Origin of the sequence: Dyella lipolytica (genome assembly GCF_030160075.1) — a bacterium.
In the GTDB taxonomy this organism is placed as follows: domain Bacteria; phylum Pseudomonadota; class Gammaproteobacteria; order Xanthomonadales; family Rhodanobacteraceae; genus Dyella_B; species Dyella_B lipolytica.
Genome location: NZ_BSNQ01000003.1, coordinates 708,823 through 725,680 on the forward strand (window position 1 = coordinate 708,823; position 16,858 = coordinate 725,680).

Genomic DNA, 16,858 nt, shown 5'->3' on the forward strand with positions numbered 1-16,858 from the left:
CCCGTTTGCAGCATTCAGACGATCGACCGCACTACGCCGCCATCGACGCGCACTGCCGCACCGGTGGTGGCCGACGCCTGTTCCGACGCCAGATAGACGCAGAGATTGGCGACTTCCTCGACCGTGGCGAGACGCTTGATCAAGGACGATGGGCGATGCGTGGCGATAAAGTCACGTTCCAGCTGATCCTGCGAGACACCTTGTTCGGCAGCGATCTTGGCAAAGAAGGCGCCTACGCCTTCCGAACGCGTCGGCCCCGGCAATACGGCATTCACTGTCACGCCGGTTCCTGCCAGCGTTTCGGCAAGGCCACGCGACACGGCAAGCTGGGCCGTCTTGCTCATGCCGTAATGAACCATCTCCGCTGGAATCTGTACGCCCGATTCGCTCGAAAGAAACTGGATGCGTCCCCAGCCGCGCTTGGCCATGCCTTGTGCATAGTGTCGCGATAGCCGGACGCCACTCATCACGTTCACTTCGAAAAATCGTTGCCAGTCTTCATCGGGGATGTCGAAGAAAGCTTTAGGCTCGAAGATGCCGAGATTGTTCACCAAGATGTCGGTATCGGGCACTTGCGCGATCAGATGCTCGGCACCTTTGCGCGTGCCCAGGTCGCCGGCCACACCGACAAGGTTGGCGCCCGCTATGTTCTTGGCGATGCTGACCAGTGCCTCGTCCACGCGCTGCTGAGTGCGTCCAGTAACGACCACATGAGCGCCCGCCGCGGCTAGACCTGTCGCGATGGCCAGGCCGATGCCGGCGGTGGAGCCGGTAACGATGGCGCGACGATTCTTCAGATTGATTTGCATGACGTACTCCTGCCGCATTTGGGAATTGAGGTGGTTCGAAGGCTACGCTCGAAGTAGTGGCTGTCTGGGATGATTCAAGCGTGGCAGGCATTGGAACGCTGGTATTTACGGTTCTTGTCTCGCCCACAAGTTAAAATAAGCGTTGAAATATTTTCAAAATAGCGCCTAATGTGGAATGCGGGACTGATGGCGTTCGCTGTCGCTACGCTATCTTTGCTACCGTATCGGTAAGCCAGCCTATTCTGAGGATTCATCATGATCTCTCAGCCAACACTTCGCCGCATGGCGTTATATGCCGCTGTCTTTTTCCTGGCACTGGGTACCGTGCACGCAGCCAAACCTGCGCCCGACACGGTGCGGCTTCAGATCGATGCCACAGCTCAAGGTACCGATTTTCCACACTTCTGGGAGCAGATGTTCGGCTCCGGACGCGCGGTGCTCGCGCTACGCGACGACTACCGCAAAGACATCGATGCGGTGCGGCAGGCCACCAAGTTCAGCTACGTACGCTTTCACGGCATCTTTGACGACGATGTAGGGTTGGTGCAACGCAGTGCAGATGGCAACATCAGCTATAACTTCTCCTACGTCGATCAGATCTACGACGGTTTGCTTGCGCAGGGTGTGAAACCCTTCGTCGAGCTCAGCTTTATGCCCGAGGCACTGAGCTCCGACCCGTCGAAGCATCATGAATTCTGGTATCACCCCAACGTGATGCCACCGAAAGATTACGCCGCATGGGACGCCATGATTCGCGCTTTTGCGCAGCACTTGATCGCGCGCTATGGCACGGACGAGGTGACCAGCTGGTACTTCGAAGTGTGGAACGAACCCAATCTAAGCTTTTGGGGCGGCACGCCCGAACAGTCGACGTACTTCACGCTATACGATCACACGGTACGGGCACTCAAGGCGGTGAACTCCCGTTTGCGCGTGGGTGGGCCGAGTACGGCACAGGCAGCTTGGGTACCGGCGTTTCTTAATCATGTGCACGAGGCAAACGTGCCGGTGGATTTCGTCAGCGCCCATGTTTATGGCGACGATACTGCGCAAAACGTATTTCATACCGGTGAAAACATTTCGCGTGCCGACATGGTCTGCCGTGCCGTAGGGAAGGTGCACGACGAGATTGCAGCATCACCGTATCCGAAGCTGCCGCTCATCTTCAGTGAATACAACGCCTCATACGCGAACCTGCCGAATGTTACCGACACCGTGTTTATGGGACCTTGGATGGCGAACACGATTCGCGAATGCGCTGGCAAGGCAGCCATCATGAGCTACTGGGCATTCTCCGACGTGTTCGAAGAGCAGGGTGTGGTGCGAACTCCATTCTATGGTGGTTTTGGGCTGATTGCCGCGGATCGTATCAACAAGCCTGCGTTCAACGCCTTCGCCATGCTGCACCAGCTGGGCAGCACACGCCTGCCGTTGTCGTCGGACTCTGCACTCGCGACGCGTCGTGCCGACGGCGCCGTGGTGCTGGCGCTGTGGAATTACGCGCCACCGGTGGGTGACACGGCCAGCTACACCAAGGGTGAGCCAACCGGCGAGGACAAGCATTTCGACCTCGATGTTTCCCATCTTGCAAAGAGTGCAAAGGCAACGGTGTGGCGCGTCGACGAAACCCATGGCAATGCTGTCGCCGCTTTCGATCGCATGGGTCGGCCGGATTTTCCCAGCCGCGAGCAGATCATGCAGCTACGGCGTGCAGGAGAACTCGCAGCGCCTGAGTCGGTGGCGATCCACGACGGCCACGTCATCATCGACGTGCCTCCGCAAGGTTTGGCAGTCATTGAGTTGCATTGACCGAGCTTTGCGTATCACGGCATCAACGATAATTCGACCGAACGTATCGTGACCGGAAGGGGTGTGCCTTGTTCAAAAGGCGAGGGCGGTGTCAGCTCTACTTGCATGGTGTAAGGATGAGCCGCGTGATCTCGACGTACATGGACCGTTTGATGAGCCATCGCTGACGTGCCCACCTCGCCCGGCAGTTCCAGCGGATAGCGCTGTCCGTCGATCCAAAGATCGAGTCGAGCAGTGCGTGGCAACGGGCTGTAGTCGACGGTCACTGTGTAATCCATCGCTTGCGCATCCGCCTGCCATACCAGTTTGTAAAGCGTGGCAGGGGCCTCGTAGCCTTCGCCGTTATAGTTGAGATAGTGCTCGGCCTGCGCTGGCTGCAGCTGAAAGCGACCATCGGGCGCGGCGGCGATACTCGTGGGGCGAACGTGCAACGGACTTTTGAGCGGCAGCACCAGCACGGGCATAAATGCATCGACGTTGAGGCCGTGGGCATCTGCTTTCGGCCAGCCCGCCAACGAGTCCAAACGGATGCTTACGCCGTCCGCATCGTGTTGAACGTCAATCGTGGCCTGCGGAAATCCCAATCGGTACGCGCGTCCCAGTTCGGTGTTCGTCACACCGGGCAGGTGAAGCCGATGATCCGGTGGCAGTTTGGCTACAAATAGATAGATCGCGTGCGGCCCTACCGTGGCATAGCCAAAGTCCAGCGACGCGAACGGCTGCTTGCGCGTGCCATAAATGGCTTCGCCGTTGCGCTGTAGCCACTGGCCGATACCACCCAGCACCTGTGCTTCATACGGCACGACGGAACCATCACCTTCCGGACCGATATTGAGAATGTAGTTGCCGCCCTGGCTAACTACCCGAACCAAGCGGGTGATGTTCTCGCGAATTTTTCCTGGTAAATCGGTTCTGGGTTGCCATGAGCGATAACCCCAGGTTTGCGGAAACATCGATGCGGGCGCCTGCCAGGGCAGTTCCACGGAGACATCCGGTTCGCTGTTGTCGCCCATCACGGCGAAGTCGCCGTAGTAGTTCCAGACGCGCCCGGAAATCATGGTTTGCGGCTGCAGCGTGTGCACGGTTTCTGCAAAGTGGGCACTTTGTGCTGGCGTGGGCTTGCCCATGTCAAACCAGATTTCGGCGATAGGGCCGTAGTGGCCTAATAGTTCTTTGAGCTGGGCCACGTTGAACGCTTCTTGCGCTGGCGTGATCGGATTGCTGTTGCCATCGATATAAGTGTTTCCACCCGGGTGATGCCAATCGATGGTGGAGTAATAGACCCCGAACTTCAGGCCACCGCGCGCGCACGCGTCAGCGAGCTGTTTGACGATGTCCTTGTGATAGGGCGTGCCATCTACGGTGTTGTAGGGTGTTAGCGCGGTTTGAAACAGATTGAACCCGTCATGGTGCTTGGCGGTGATCACGATGAACTTCATGCCGGCGGCCTTGGCCAGGGCAACGATCGCATCGGCGTCGAAATTCACGGGGTCGAAGCGCTTGGCCAACGCCTCGTACTGCATGGGCGGTAGCGGCGCATTGGCGAGAATCTGCTCGCTATACCCGTTGTCCACGCGCCGGCCGTTCCACATGCCGCCCGCCAACGAATACAGGCCGAAGTGAATGAACATGCCGAATTTGCGGTCCTGCCAAGCCTTTATGGTTTCTGCGCTCGGTCCAAGGCCAGGCAACGGCTGAGGTTGATCCAGAGGACGCTGCGCTGCCATTGGCGTTTCGACGGCAGAGGAAGGCAACGATTCGGCGGCGATGCTTTGCGTCCACCACATCGCACCGGTCAGTAGCCACAGTGCGGCTTGCTTGCTAACAGAACGGTTTCCCACGCACTCTCCCATGGAGTATCTGTCTCTAGACATCATATAGGCAGATGTAGCTTGCAGAGCACATAGAAAAGGCGCCGACCTTGCAGTCGGCGCCCCTGTACGCACTCAGCTCTTACAGCTGCGAATTGGTCGTCGCGTTGAATTGCGTACCCAGGTTGGTCTCCAGGTCGCCAATCGCATGTTCCAGCACGCCGAATATCTGCGCACGGTCCGCTGCATTGCTCAGATCCAGCGTCGCCGTGCTGGAAACGCCTGCCTGTGTCAGTGCCGTATTGAACGCCGTCTGCGCCTGGGCCGCCGAAATATAGACCGATGAGCCCGAGCTGTTGACGTAAGCCATGGTCTGGAACACGTTGGAGAAAACGTTTTCCAATGCAGCCATGTTCAAGTTGACATGATTGGTGGGCGTAGCAAACGTTGTCGCACTGGTTGTCGGGATCGGATTGTCGTACAGCTGATCCAGGTAATAGTGAACTTGATACGGATATTGCTGATAGGTGTCCTGCACACCCCATACCGAACTATACGAATCGACCGACGCTACCGTCGCTGCGGTGGCCGTCGCGCCCAAAGTGCTGTAACTGTTCACCAAGCCACCGTAGTAGCCCTGGTTATAGGCAACGTTCAACAACACATCGAGGAAGTTGTTCGGCAGCGTCTTGAAGTTTGCCAACGCGTTGTCGTACGCCGGCTGCCAAGGCGTTACCCATCCGTTCGGCCCCGTTCCGGTGACGATCAGGGATACGAAATCGTTGTAGTGGAAGTACGCCGTCAACATCGGGCCGTAATATTTGTTGTTGAACGATGCCGGCGTCGGTTGGCTGTATTGGGTGGCTGCCGTAGCCATGGTGTAGCCGATGTTCTTCTGGATCGCGACGTAGTTGATCAGCGAATGGCCCGCCGGCGCATACGATCCGGCCACCATGTCGGTGGCGTAATTGTTGATCTGATACGGGCCACCCTGGCCGACTCCCATAACGGCCGCTTGATCGGGCGAAGGGTCGATCAAGGTACTCGTATCGACGTAGTATTCGGTGGCGATATTTTCCTGCAGCAGCTGTCCCAAGATCGAACCGTACAAGTAGTCTTTGTCGAACTGCATGCCCGGGTAGTACTCCTGCACCAGGTGACCGTACATCACACCGGCAATCATGTTGGACATGATCAGGTCGGTGTAGTTGTCCCCAGTCAAGACGATCTGGTCTTGAGCAGTACCTGCACCTAGCAGCAAATGGAAATTGACGTCGCCTGACGAGCTACCCGGGGATGGCGTTGGGGTCGGCGTAGGTGTCGGTGTTGGAGTAGGGGTGGGCGTTGGAGTAGGTGTCGGTGTTGGAGTAGGGGTGGGCGTTGGAGTAGGTGTCGGTGTCGGAGTCGGCGAACCACCGCATGCACCTTGCGAAGTCCAGGGCTGCCCGCTGCCCGGGCCGCCGTTATTGGTGGCAGGATCATTGCCCTGCGTCCACCAATTGGCCTTGTAGTTGATGTCGTTCTCGCTAGCGACATTGCCCGCTGTGTAAATCGCGGTGGAACTCCACGCAGCCGCACACGAGGTCCCTGCATGCACCACTTGCACAGGGGCAACGGTAAGAAAGGTTGTTGATAACGCGGCTCCTACAGTGGTGCTCAAGGAACTCAGCGTCAGGGCGGACCACATCGGCGACTTCTTCACATGCATGGGCTGTCTCCAGGGGTGAGTTAAACCGCAGCAAACGAGTAGCGTTGGCTACTATCGGCCCAGAATGACAACGTTGTCTAGCCGGTTTGGCGGCCATACCCAAGGCAGAATGTGATGTACATCGCCGATTTCGTTCGTGCTTTTCAAATCAGAGAGAAGCCGCTGCGCTGAGCGGACATTCCTTGCTGCTCTGCTTCGCAGATTTAGGCGTTCGCGTTGCTCAGCCGTTCTTTATGAAGCATCCATCTCACGCGAATCCGATCGAGAAAGAGGTAGATCACGGGAGTGGTGTAAAGCGTGAGTATCTGAGAGACAAGCAAGCCGCCCACAATCGCAATGCCTAGTGGACGCCGCAGTTCCGCTCCGGCGCCCGATCCGAAAGCAAGTGGCAGTGCGCCTAGCAGGGCCGCCATGGTCGTCATCATGATCGGCCGGAAACGCAAGAGCGATGCTTCGTAGATGGCTTGTTCGGGTGCAAGTCCGCGTTCCGTCTCCGCGGCAATCGCAAAGTCGACCATCATGATGCCGTTCTTCTTGACGATACCGATGAGAAGAATCACACCGATCAGGGCGATCAACGAGAATTCGTAGTGCAACAGCATCAATGCGCCAAGTGCGCCGATGCCCGCGGACGGCAGCGTGGATAAAATCGTCACTGGATGCACGTAGCTCTCATAAAGCATGCCCAAAATGATGTAGATCGCCAGAATGGCTGCCGCGATGAGCAAGGGCTGGTCGGCCAGAGAAGCTTTAAACGCCTGTGCTGACCCCTGGAATGTCGCCGTGAGACCGGGAGGTTTTCCAAGCGCCGTACCTTTGGCGTCGATGGCTTCCACCGCTTCGCTCAACGAATGCCCCGGCGCAAGATTGAATGAAAGCGTCACGGCAGGAAACTGGCCGTCATGATTGACGGTGAGCGGCGCGGACGCATGTTCCAGATGGATGAATGACGACAACGGCACCTGTTTCGCATCGTTGCCGGTGAGGTAAAGCTGCCGCAGTGCGTTTTCGTCTAGCTGATACTGCGGATCCACTTCCAGCACGACGCGGTAAGCGTTCAGTTGCGTGTAGTAGCTGGCGACCTGGCGCTGGCCGAAGGCATCGTTCAAGGTGTCGTCGACCATCTGGGGCGTAATGCCAAGCCGACTCATCGTGTCGCGGTCAAATACCGCCTTCAGCTGTGGAGCGACCGGTTCCAGATCGGCTTCGACATCTTGGATAACAGGCACCTCTCGCAAAGCCTTGAGCATGATCGGCGCCCACTGCCGCAGCTCATCCAGATCGACGTCGCGCAAGGTGTATTGAAATTGCGACTTGCTTACTCGCGCACCGATTTGCAGATCCTGGCGCGCCTGCAACGAAAGAGAAATGCCCGGTACCTGCGCGACCTGCGGACGAAGCCGGCTGATGACGTCGTACACCGAGACGGAGCGCTCACCGAACGGCTTCAAGTCGATCAGCAGGCGACCGATGTTGATGGAAGGATCACCCTCCACCCAGTAATAAACATGCTCGATGGCTGGATCGCGTTCGACCACCGCGGCCAGCGCATGCATGCGCTCGACCATCGCCGGATAGGAAATATCCTGCGATGCTTCGGTAACACCCGCGATCAATCCGTTGTCCTGCTGTGGAAAAAAACCCTTGGGAATGATGACGTACATAAACACGCTGCCGGCCATCGTGGCGACAGCAAGTAACAGCATCAGCTTCGGATGCGCGAGGGCGCGCTGCAGGCCCTTGGCGTAGACACGCTGCAAGCGGTCGAAGAAGGCTTCCGCCGCATGATGAAACCGACCGCGACCATGTGCCGTCTGGCGATTGAGAAAGCGCGCGCACAACATGGGTGTGAGGGTGAGCGATATCGCGCCGGAAATAAGTATCGCGACGCCCGCAGTGACCGAAAATTCACGAAAAAGTCGCCCGACCAGACCGCCCATGAACAGCAGCGGGATAAAGACGGCGACCAGCGAAAGCGTCATGGACATGATCGTAAAGGCGATCTCCTTTGCCCCTTTTAGCGCCGCATCCGTGGGCGTTTCGTCGTTTTCGATATGCCTGAGAATGTTTTCCAGCATCACGATGGCATCGTCGACGACGAAGCCGATCACCACCGTCAGCGCCATCAGCGAAACGTTGTCCAGGCTGTAGCCAAGCACATTCATCGCGGCGATGGTGCCTAGCAGGGACAACGGTATGGTGATGGCGGGAATAAGCGTGGCCCGCAGATCGCGCAAGAACGCGTATACGACCGCAACCACCAGGATGACGCTGAGGAACAGGGTGAACTGAAGATCCGTGACGGATGCCCGGATCGTCTGAGTGCGGTCGCCCAGTACTTCCAGATGCACAGACGCCGGTAGATCGCGTGTCAGTCGCGGCAGCTGCGTCTTGATCGCATCCACCGTCTGGTTGATGTTGAAGCCGATCTGCTTGTGCACATCGACCATCACCGCCTGATGCCCTTTGAACCAGGCGCCTTGCCGAATGTCTTCGACGCTCGGCACAACGCTGGCGATATCGCGCAGCCGAACGGGAGCACCGTTTCGATAGGCGACGATGAGGTTGGCGTAGCTGGCTGCGTCGACGATTTGATCGCTCGCATCGAGCGTTATTGCCTGATGAGCACCGTTGAGCGTGCCCTTCGGTGCGTTCGATGTGGCAGTGCTGATCGCTGCGCGAATGTCTTCGAGGCTCAGGCCAAGCGAAGCGATGGCTGCCGGATTGATTCGTACGCGCACCGCAGGCTTCTGTTGACCGTGATAGTCCACCACACCGACGCCGTGAATCCGGGCGATCTCAGGCGCGAGATAGTTCTCCACATAGTCGTCCACCTTGTCGATGGGAATAAGGTCCGAATACACCGCGATGCTCATCAGCAACGCATCGGCAGGATTGGCTTTCTCGAAGGTGGGTGGATGCGGCAGATCCTTGGGAAGATCGCCGGCAGCTGCGTTGATGGCCGACTGCACGTCCAGCGCAGCGCCATCGACGCTCCGCGAAAGATCGAACTGCACGTCGATCGAGCTGGATCCCAACGAGCTTGTCGACGTCATCTCCGTGACGCCAGGCATCACCGACAGCGCACGTTCGAGCGGCGCCGTAACGGACGTGGCCATCGTCTCCGCGCTCGCTCCCGGCAACGAGGCATCGATACCGATGGTAGGGATGTCCACCTGAGGCACGCCGGCAATCGGCAGCTGCGTGTAGCTGATGGCCCCCAAAAACAGGATGCCGAGCATCAAGAGAGATGTTGCGATGGGGCGACGGATAAAGATCGCCGAGACATTGAACGATCTCATCGCACGACCCCGTCAATGGCCATGAGCGGAGTCATCGACGACGCGCACGTGCGCTCCGTCTTCGAGTTTGAACTGACCCTCCACGACGACGCGATCACCTTCGGCCAGTCCCTGCGCAACAACGCTTCGACTGTCTTCAGTGGAGGCGACCTTTACATATCGCAGCGCAACCGTGTCGTCCGGCATGAGCACGAAAACGTAGGTGCCCGTCGAGCCCTGCTGCACGGCCGTGGAAGGCACGGCAAGTGCACCGCGGTCTACGGCAAGCACGACGCGCAGGGCCACGAATTGACCGGGCCACAAGGTCTCATTGGCGTTATCGAAGGTTGCTTTGCAATGAATCGTGCCGGTGGCCGCATCGATCTGATTGTCGATCAGGCTCAGTACGCCCTTGCCGAGCGTCTGGCTCGCATCGCGGTTTTGCGCGATCACTCCGATCGGCGACTGCTGCCGCGCGGAAAGAAGCGCGGGCAGGGCGTCTTGCGGCAAAGTGAAACTTACCGATATCGGGTGGATCTGGGTAATCACCACCAAGCCGGTGGTGTCCGAGGCATGCACCATATTGCCGGCATCGACGAGACGGGCCCCAGTCAGTCCGTCCAAGGGTGCGCGGATCGTGGCGTAGCTCAGTTGTACGCGCGCGTTGTCGATCTGCGCCTGGTCCATGGCCACGGTAGCTCTCAGCTCGTCGGCCTGGGCGCGCGTGCTGTCGAGCTGCTGTTGCGGAAGGATTTTTTGATTGGCCAGATACGTGAAGCGCGCTATGTCACGCTCGACATTGGCCAGCTGCGCGGCATCATGTGCTTTCTGCGCCGTGGCAGCATGAAGCTGCGTCTCGAAGGGTCTCGGGTCGATCTGTGCCAATAGATCGCCGCGCTGCACGCGCTGCCCCTCGGTGAACGCGACGTTGTCCAGCGTGCCGTCTACGCGCGCCCTGACAAGAACGGTATTGAACGCCTGCACCGTCCCGATAGTGGGAAGCATCCTGGGAGCATCGTGCCGCTCGACGCGCGCTACGACCACAGGGACCGACTGAGGTGTCGTTGCCGTCGCGGACGCGGATGAAGCGAGTGATCCAGAGCGGTAGGTAAACCAGGCGACCAGCAGCAGCGTGCCCACCGCAATCAGTACATACAGCTTTCTCACAGTGCGCCATCCCCGAGTGGTGCAGCCCTACAAGCTCCAAGGGTACATGGGGAAACTTATCGCCAGATTAGGTCTGCGCAGCCTTGTTTTATGGTCGGCAACACATCGATCACCCCTCGTCGGTGCGCCGGATCGATGCTTAGGCCGTTAACACACACCCATCCGAGAAAACTGACTTAATAACTGTCATACGTTATATGAAAGGCATTATGGCAAATTGGATACGGCGATTATGAAACATATTATTTCAAATTGATTATTTTATTCTTCGATAGACCTATCGACTTGATTTTTAGCAGTGAATAAATAGAAGCTCCGATTTGGCAATACTCTTGAAAAGAAAAACGTACAAGCTACCCAGCGTTAATCAATGGCAGAAAGCGAGCTTCACCGCCATGCATGTCGTCGATGGTGTGGTGCGGTGAAACAACGCTAAGTGCCATTTTTCAGGGATTTTCTGCGTTTCGCATTGTAGGCGGCCATGCCGTCTACGCAATTTTCCATAGCCAGATTTGCGTCTGGCAAACGTCGCGTCGTGCATGGTGTGCGGCGCATTCCATCATGTGCGTCAAAAGGAGTAACGGTTATGAACATTGCCTCACGCTTGAAACTGCTTGCTTTAGGCATCTCCACCGGGCTTGTTTTCGTTGCATCGGCGTCGTACGCATCGACATCGATAAATTTGGATAGCGTGTATGTTCCTAACGATTTGAGCGTCACGCAAACCAGTGCAGCGGGCGTAAAGCAGACCCTGTCCTACATGCAGGGTGCGAAGCTGGAATCTCAGGGTTCGAATACCAACAACGAGCTCGTCCAGCTGGCATCGTCCGGAGCCTTTGGCTTGGCTGACGCAGCGGTGATCGTCAACACCGACTCGACCCTAACCACTTGCACCAATGGCTGCGGCGAACCGGTGCAGATCCAGTCGTCCATGGACAACAATTACGTCCTCAATGGACTGGTTACGATGAACAACGTAGTCGACCAGGTGAGCGTGCAGGCCTCCGCGAACGGTCAGGGTCCCTATGTCTTCAACGACAATCTCAGCCTTAACATCCAAGTAAACGGCGTCAACATCCCTGTCGGTACGTACAACGCCGCAAGCGCCCCCATCAAACTCACCAATGTGCCGGTTTCCGTGATCGTTGGCTCGACGACCGAGACCGATATGTTCAACGGCAAGATCACCTTCGGCAAGCTGACGTCGATCTGGAGCAATGGGCAGATATCGGGTACCCAGTTCACCGAAGTCAATGTCAACGGCACGGTCACCGACAGTGCCGGGAACGTCTATTCGATCGACGAAGACTTCGGTGAAACCACCTTGAACGGTATCCCCTCGAACCAGGTCACGACCAATTTTGTAGTCACGCAGAATGCGAACTGACGCGATCAGCGGGTAGCGAACGACACCGGGGGTCGAACCAACAAAGAAGCTGCCTTGGGGCGGCTTCTTTGTCTTGGACAAGCGCTTAGCCGTCTGGCAAATTCGAATCGAGACCGTGTCGCATTCGAGGCGACATCCACGGTCCGCGACCTTCTCGCGCAAGAAATTGCATGCGTGCTGACCCTCAGGCTGGTGGGTGCGTACTCGCACTTGTGCACTGCACCGCCTGCAACCATGCTCGCCTAGCTACTAAGCCGGCATATAAATTGCGCGTCCATGCTTGCAAGAGAATCCCCTGTAACAGATGTCATTGATTGTCATATTGCGGGCATAGTCTCTAGGCTTGCCTGTAGAGGTTATGTGACGTGCGGTGCTTTCGCTATAAAGGGTCTTAAGTGCTTTGCATCTCAGTGGCTGATATGTCTGGTACTCGGGTCGACGCTACCCCTTGTGTCGCTGGCGGCACCGGCGGTCGCTCCATACCAGGCGATGTCACCCGCAGACGAGCAGGCTGACCGAACCGGAACGGGCGAAATCATTGCGTTCGACATACCTCCGCAGTCGCTGCTGATGGCCCTACGAAGCTACAGCGAGGTCACTGGGCAGGCAGTCTTGGTCGACAACTCCCTGACCACCGGGCGGCAATCTCCCGGTGTACATGGGGATTTCGACAAAGCCACGGCATTACAGATATTGCTTGCAGGGACCGGGCTCATCGCCAGTTACACGAACGACCAAGCCTTCACGTTGAAGCTCGCGGAGCCTGGCGAATCCTCCGACACAGTGGTGCGGGAAAGATCTGAAAGTTTTGCGGGTGGAGGAATCGACGCTGTGACCGAACGCTATGCGGGAAAGATTCAACGGCCCATTGAGGCTGCATTGTGCCAATCCAATAGCACGCGACCGGGCAGCTACCGACTGGCCTTGCAGATATGGATCGCGCCCTCGGGCCAGATCGAAAAAACGAACTTGCTCAGCCCCGCCGACGGTTTACGTCACGACGACGACGTGCGCCGAGCGTTGAACAAACTCCTGCTCGATCCGCCGCCTCCCGGCATGCCCCAGCCGATCACCTTGCTGTTGCTGCCAGAGCATCCGGCCAAAGCATCGGCGTGCGCTGTCGCCGCTAAGTCCCAGCACTAAGGGCTCCCGGCAATGGAAACCACATCATTGCCGTTGCTTCGCTTATTTATGGAGCGGCGCCAAGAGCTGCGGCGCCGATTGAAAAACCGCCTGGGCTCCGACGAGCTGGCGAACGATGCCCTGCAGGAAACCTATCTGCGCATCAGGCGCATGGGCGACGCCACCAGCGTATCGAGCAACCCGGCCGGCTATCTGTTCCGAATGGCTGTCAATGTCGCGGCAGACCAGCGTCAGGTCGATGCGCGCTACCTGACCGGCAGCGAAGTGGAAGACCTGTTGAACATCGGTGCCGATACGTTGGACCCGGCCAGGATCGTGCACGCCAGGCTCGAAGTGGAAGCCCTGGAGCAAGCGCTGCAGGAGCTGACCGAGCGGCAGCGCGCCATTCTCACCGCGGCCCGGCTCGATGACGTGTCACAAGAAGATATCGCCCGGCGTTTCGGCATTTCGGTGCGGATGGTGGGCAAAGAACTCAAAAAGGCGCTCGAGCACTGCGGCAAGCGGCTCGATAGGAAAGTCACCCAGCGGTTCGGTCCCGGTGCGGGAAAAGAGTCTTAGAAATATGCGAAGTACCGATCACATCGCCGATAGCCGTACCGCACTGCACAAAGAGGCGCAGCATTGGCTGCTGCGCCTGACGTCGGGGACGGCAACGGCGTCTGACGCGCGCGCCTTCGAACATTGGTGTGGACAGAGCGGCACACATCTAGAAGCGTTCGCGGAAACGCGGCGCCTGTGGGAGAACCTCGGGCCCGCCGCCGCCTCGTTGCGCGCACGTGAGCAGGCGCGCGCGGTATCCGGTACGGTGACTGCATTGCCGCGCATGCAACCTCGGATGAGCCGCCGCGCTTTTCTCGGTGCGGCCATTGCGGCTTCGGCAGCACTCGCGGTTGTGCATCCGCCGCTGCAACTGTGGCCGTCGCTGTCCGATATGGTCGCCGATTATCGGACCGCAACCGGCGAACAGCGCGAAATCGATCTGGGCCAGGGCATCGTGATTCAGATGAACACCCAGACTGCGATCAACTTGCGCAAGTCGCAGGGGCGTCTGGTCGGCGTCGATCTGCTCGGTGGCGAGATACAAGTGAAAGCCACAGCGGCAGCCAGCGCACCCATCACCGTTTCGGCCGGTGGTGGACAGATCGAGGTAGGCGTACAGGGCAAATGCAACATCCGTTGTTACGGATCGGACGTCCAGGTCACCGGACTGGATGGCGCGACAACGCTGCAGTACCAAGGACACAGTGCGGTGCTGACGACAGCACAACAAGCGGACTACGGTAAGGGCCGCATCGGACAGATAGTTCCCGCGGATATCGAAAGCACGATGGCCTGGCGGCGGCGTGTACTGATATTCGACGGCCAATCGCTGTCCCAGGTAGTCGAGGAAATCAATCGTTATCGTCCCGGCAAAGTCATCATCGCCAACGACAGCCTGGCCGCACGCAAAGTGCAGGCACGGTTCTCGCTCAATCAACTGGCCGATGTCGCCGCGCTGATTCATGACGCTTACGGCGCGAAGGTGACTTCGTTGCCCGGTGGGATCGTCATACTCAGCTGATCGTGTTGTTCAGCGTTGTGAAATCGACGTCGTCAATAGCGTGGCGTGTTCCACGTTCCTCCTTCTCGACGCGACGCACGCGCCGTCTTGTGTCCAGACACATGACACTTTGATGTCGTCATCGCGCCGAAGCACGGTTTTCCCAGACGCCAAATTAAATTTTCGTGACATGGTTCAGTCGCGAAGAGAGTCATCTGTCTATCCCAGCAAGGAAGCCGTGAACGGGCAGGGACGCTCCCAGATCAGGTGTTTGCATCACGCGTAGCGCTGGCCGTTCGCGTGCGGGGACGTTTCGACTTGTGCAGACGGACGGCCAAAGGCCGTTGCGATAAGGATACGTGTTGCGTGATCAAGCGAATGCGAAAACGGACGTGTGGACGCGGACGAAGTAAATGCAGCATTGGGCCAATGTCGACGCTAGCGACCGGTCATTTGCTACGCGTTGTGAAGCTGACACGTCGCTGTCGTGATTCGGTTATGTACGGCGCACTAGTTTCGCTAAGTCGATCGATGACCTATCGAACAAAGCAGGCCGTGGATAGGCCGGCTCAAGCATGGGGCGGCGAATGAGCACGCGAAATGGAGTCGGCGCCCTGGCGCGCCGAAAGCGCTCTCTGGCGGCACTTATAAGCCTGCTACTTGCGTGCCCGTTGTTCGCGCAGACACAGAATCAAGCTGCGGCGGCGTCCGCGCCCGCGAATTTTCAGATCAACGAATACCTGGTGCGCGGCAACACCTTGCTGGGCTCCGTCGACATCGAAAGCATCGTCGAGCCGTTCCTCGGCCCCGGACGCAGCATGAACGACGTGCACGCCGCGCGCGACGCCTTGCAAAAACTGTATCAGTCCAAGGGTTATCAATCGGTCGTCGTCGAAGTGCCGCAACAGCAGGTCAAGAACGGTGTGATTTTGCTGCAGGTCGTCGAGAACAGCATCGGCCGCATGCGTGTCGAAGGCGCCAAGTATCACTCGCCGCAGGCGATTCGCGACGCCGTGCCGTCGCTGGCCGAAGGCACGGTGCCCAATTTCACTCAGGTGCAGCAGGAGCTGACGAATCTCAATCGCCAGCCGGGCAGGCAAGTGATTCCGCTGCTGAGTCCCGGCAGCATGCCGCAGACCATGGACGTCACGCTGAAAGTGGACGACACCAATCCCTGGCACGGCAGCGTCGAGGTCAACAACGATCACAGTGCGGATACGCCGGACCTGCGTACCATCGCCAACGTTCGCTACGACAACCTGTGGCAGCTCGGCCACACCATCTCGGCCTCGTACATCGTCGCGCCGCAGGATCCGCACGCCACCTCGGTCTATGCGCTGTCCTACCTGGCACCGTTGAATACGGACTGGAGCCTGCTCGGTTCGGCGTACAAATCCAACAGCAATGCCAACACGCTCGGCGGCACTACCGTACTTGGCAAAGGTAATGCGGTCAGCCTGCAGGCGACGAAGCAGTTGCCGGCGTTGGGCGACTACACCCAGCTGGTCTCTATCGGCATTAGCCGAAAGCATTTCGATCAGAACATTACGTTGGGTGGACAGACCACCGAAGCGCCCTTGACGTACTACCCGCTGAGCGCGTCGTACAGCGGTCAGCGTGCGAGCGAAAAATCCACGTCCAGCTTCACCTTGACCGGTAACTTCGGTTGGCGCGGCCTAGGCAGCAGCAACAGCGCATTTGACAACCAGCGCTACAACGCGCGCGACAACTTTGCCGACCTGCGTCTGGATCTCAACTATGTGCGTAACCTCGCCGGTAACTTCGCGCTGGCGACGCGTGCCAGTGCGCAGGCCACCGATTCGCCGCTGGTGTCGAGCGAGCAGTTTGCCGCCGGCGGCATGAGTAGCGTGCGCGGTTATCTGTCCGCGGAAGACACAGCCGACAACGGCGTCATCACGTCGGTGGAAGTGCGCAGTCCGTCGATTCATGCATGGCTGGGATCGTTCGCCGATGACTGGCGCTTTCACGTTTTCGTCGACGGCGCGCGTTTGATGCTGATCGATCCACTGGCCGACCAGCGCGGCCGCTTCACCTTGCTCAGCACGGGCGTCGGCACGCAATTCACCGTGTTCCATTACTTGAATGGTGACCTCGAATACGCCTACCCGTTGAAAAACGGTGTGCAAACAAGGGCGCACGACGGACATCTTCTTTTTAGCGTCAAAGCCGGTCTCTGATGCGG

At 58.3% G+C, this 16,858-nt stretch carries 11 protein-coding genes; 6 read left to right on the forward strand and 5 right to left on the reverse strand.

The features are described from left to right. Positions 1-14: 14 nt before the first annotated feature. Positions 15-809 (reverse strand): SDR family NAD(P)-dependent oxidoreductase, encoded by a 795-nt coding sequence (locus QQL64_RS04730; protein ID WP_284396402.1) that lies wholly within the window; start codon positions 807-809, stop codon positions 15-17. Positions 810-1,064: 255 nt separating this feature from the next. Here QQL64_RS04730 and QQL64_RS04735 point away from each other — a divergent pair, with 255 nt between their 5' ends. Then, positions 1,065-2,618, forward strand: coding sequence for a GH39 family glycosyl hydrolase (locus QQL64_RS04735; protein WP_284396403.1), 1,554 nt, complete (start codon positions 1,065-1,067; stop codon positions 2,616-2,618). A gap of 14 nt (positions 2,619-2,632) precedes the next feature. Here the strand turns inward: QQL64_RS04735 and QQL64_RS04740 are convergent, their stop codons facing one another. The 4 genes from QQL64_RS04740 to QQL64_RS04755 form a co-directional block, all read right to left on the reverse strand. After that, positions 2,633-4,459, reverse strand: coding sequence for an alpha-L-fucosidase (locus QQL64_RS04740; RefSeq protein WP_284396406.1), 1,827 nt, complete (start codon positions 4,457-4,459; stop codon positions 2,633-2,635). A gap of 112 nt (positions 4,460-4,571) precedes the next feature. Then, positions 4,572-6,137: a carbohydrate-binding protein gene (locus QQL64_RS04745; RefSeq protein WP_284396409.1), complete on the reverse strand. Its 1,566-nt coding sequence runs from the start codon at positions 6,135-6,137 to the stop codon at positions 4,572-4,574. A 203-nt stretch (positions 6,138-6,340) separates the two neighbouring features. Beyond that, complete coding sequence (locus QQL64_RS04750; RefSeq protein WP_284396410.1) at positions 6,341-9,439, reverse strand: efflux RND transporter permease subunit; 3,099 nt, start codon at positions 9,437-9,439, stop codon at positions 6,341-6,343. Between the two features lie 12 nt (positions 9,440-9,451). Then, a complete protein-coding gene (locus QQL64_RS04755) occupies positions 9,452-10,585 on the reverse strand; it encodes an efflux RND transporter periplasmic adaptor subunit (RefSeq protein ID WP_284396412.1) in 1,134 nt (377 codons plus the stop codon). A 586-nt stretch (positions 10,586-11,171) separates the two neighbouring features. Between QQL64_RS04755 and QQL64_RS04760 the strand changes: the two genes are divergently transcribed. From QQL64_RS04760 to QQL64_RS04780, 5 genes are all read left to right on the forward strand, one after another. Beyond that, complete coding sequence (locus tag QQL64_RS04760) at positions 11,172-11,972, forward strand: hypothetical protein (RefSeq protein WP_284396414.1); 801 nt, start codon at positions 11,172-11,174, stop codon at positions 11,970-11,972. A 489-nt stretch (positions 11,973-12,461) separates the two neighbouring features. Continuing rightward, positions 12,462-13,115, forward strand: coding sequence for an STN domain-containing protein (locus tag QQL64_RS04765; protein ID WP_284396415.1), 654 nt, complete (start codon positions 12,462-12,464; stop codon positions 13,113-13,115). Between the two features lie 12 nt (positions 13,116-13,127). Further along, positions 13,128-13,673: an RNA polymerase sigma factor gene (locus QQL64_RS04770; RefSeq protein WP_284396418.1), complete on the forward strand. Its 546-nt coding sequence runs from the start codon at positions 13,128-13,130 to the stop codon at positions 13,671-13,673. Positions 13,674-13,677: 4 nt separating this feature from the next. Beyond that, on the forward strand, positions 13,678-14,676 hold the full coding sequence (locus QQL64_RS04775; protein ID WP_284396421.1) for a FecR family protein: 999 nt from the start codon (positions 13,678-13,680) through the stop codon (positions 14,674-14,676). A 566-nt stretch (positions 14,677-15,242) separates the two neighbouring features. Beyond that, on the forward strand, positions 15,243-16,853 hold the full coding sequence (locus QQL64_RS04780) for a ShlB/FhaC/HecB family hemolysin secretion/activation protein (protein ID WP_284396424.1): 1,611 nt from the start codon (positions 15,243-15,245) through the stop codon (positions 16,851-16,853). Positions 16,854-16,858 lie beyond the last annotated feature (5 nt).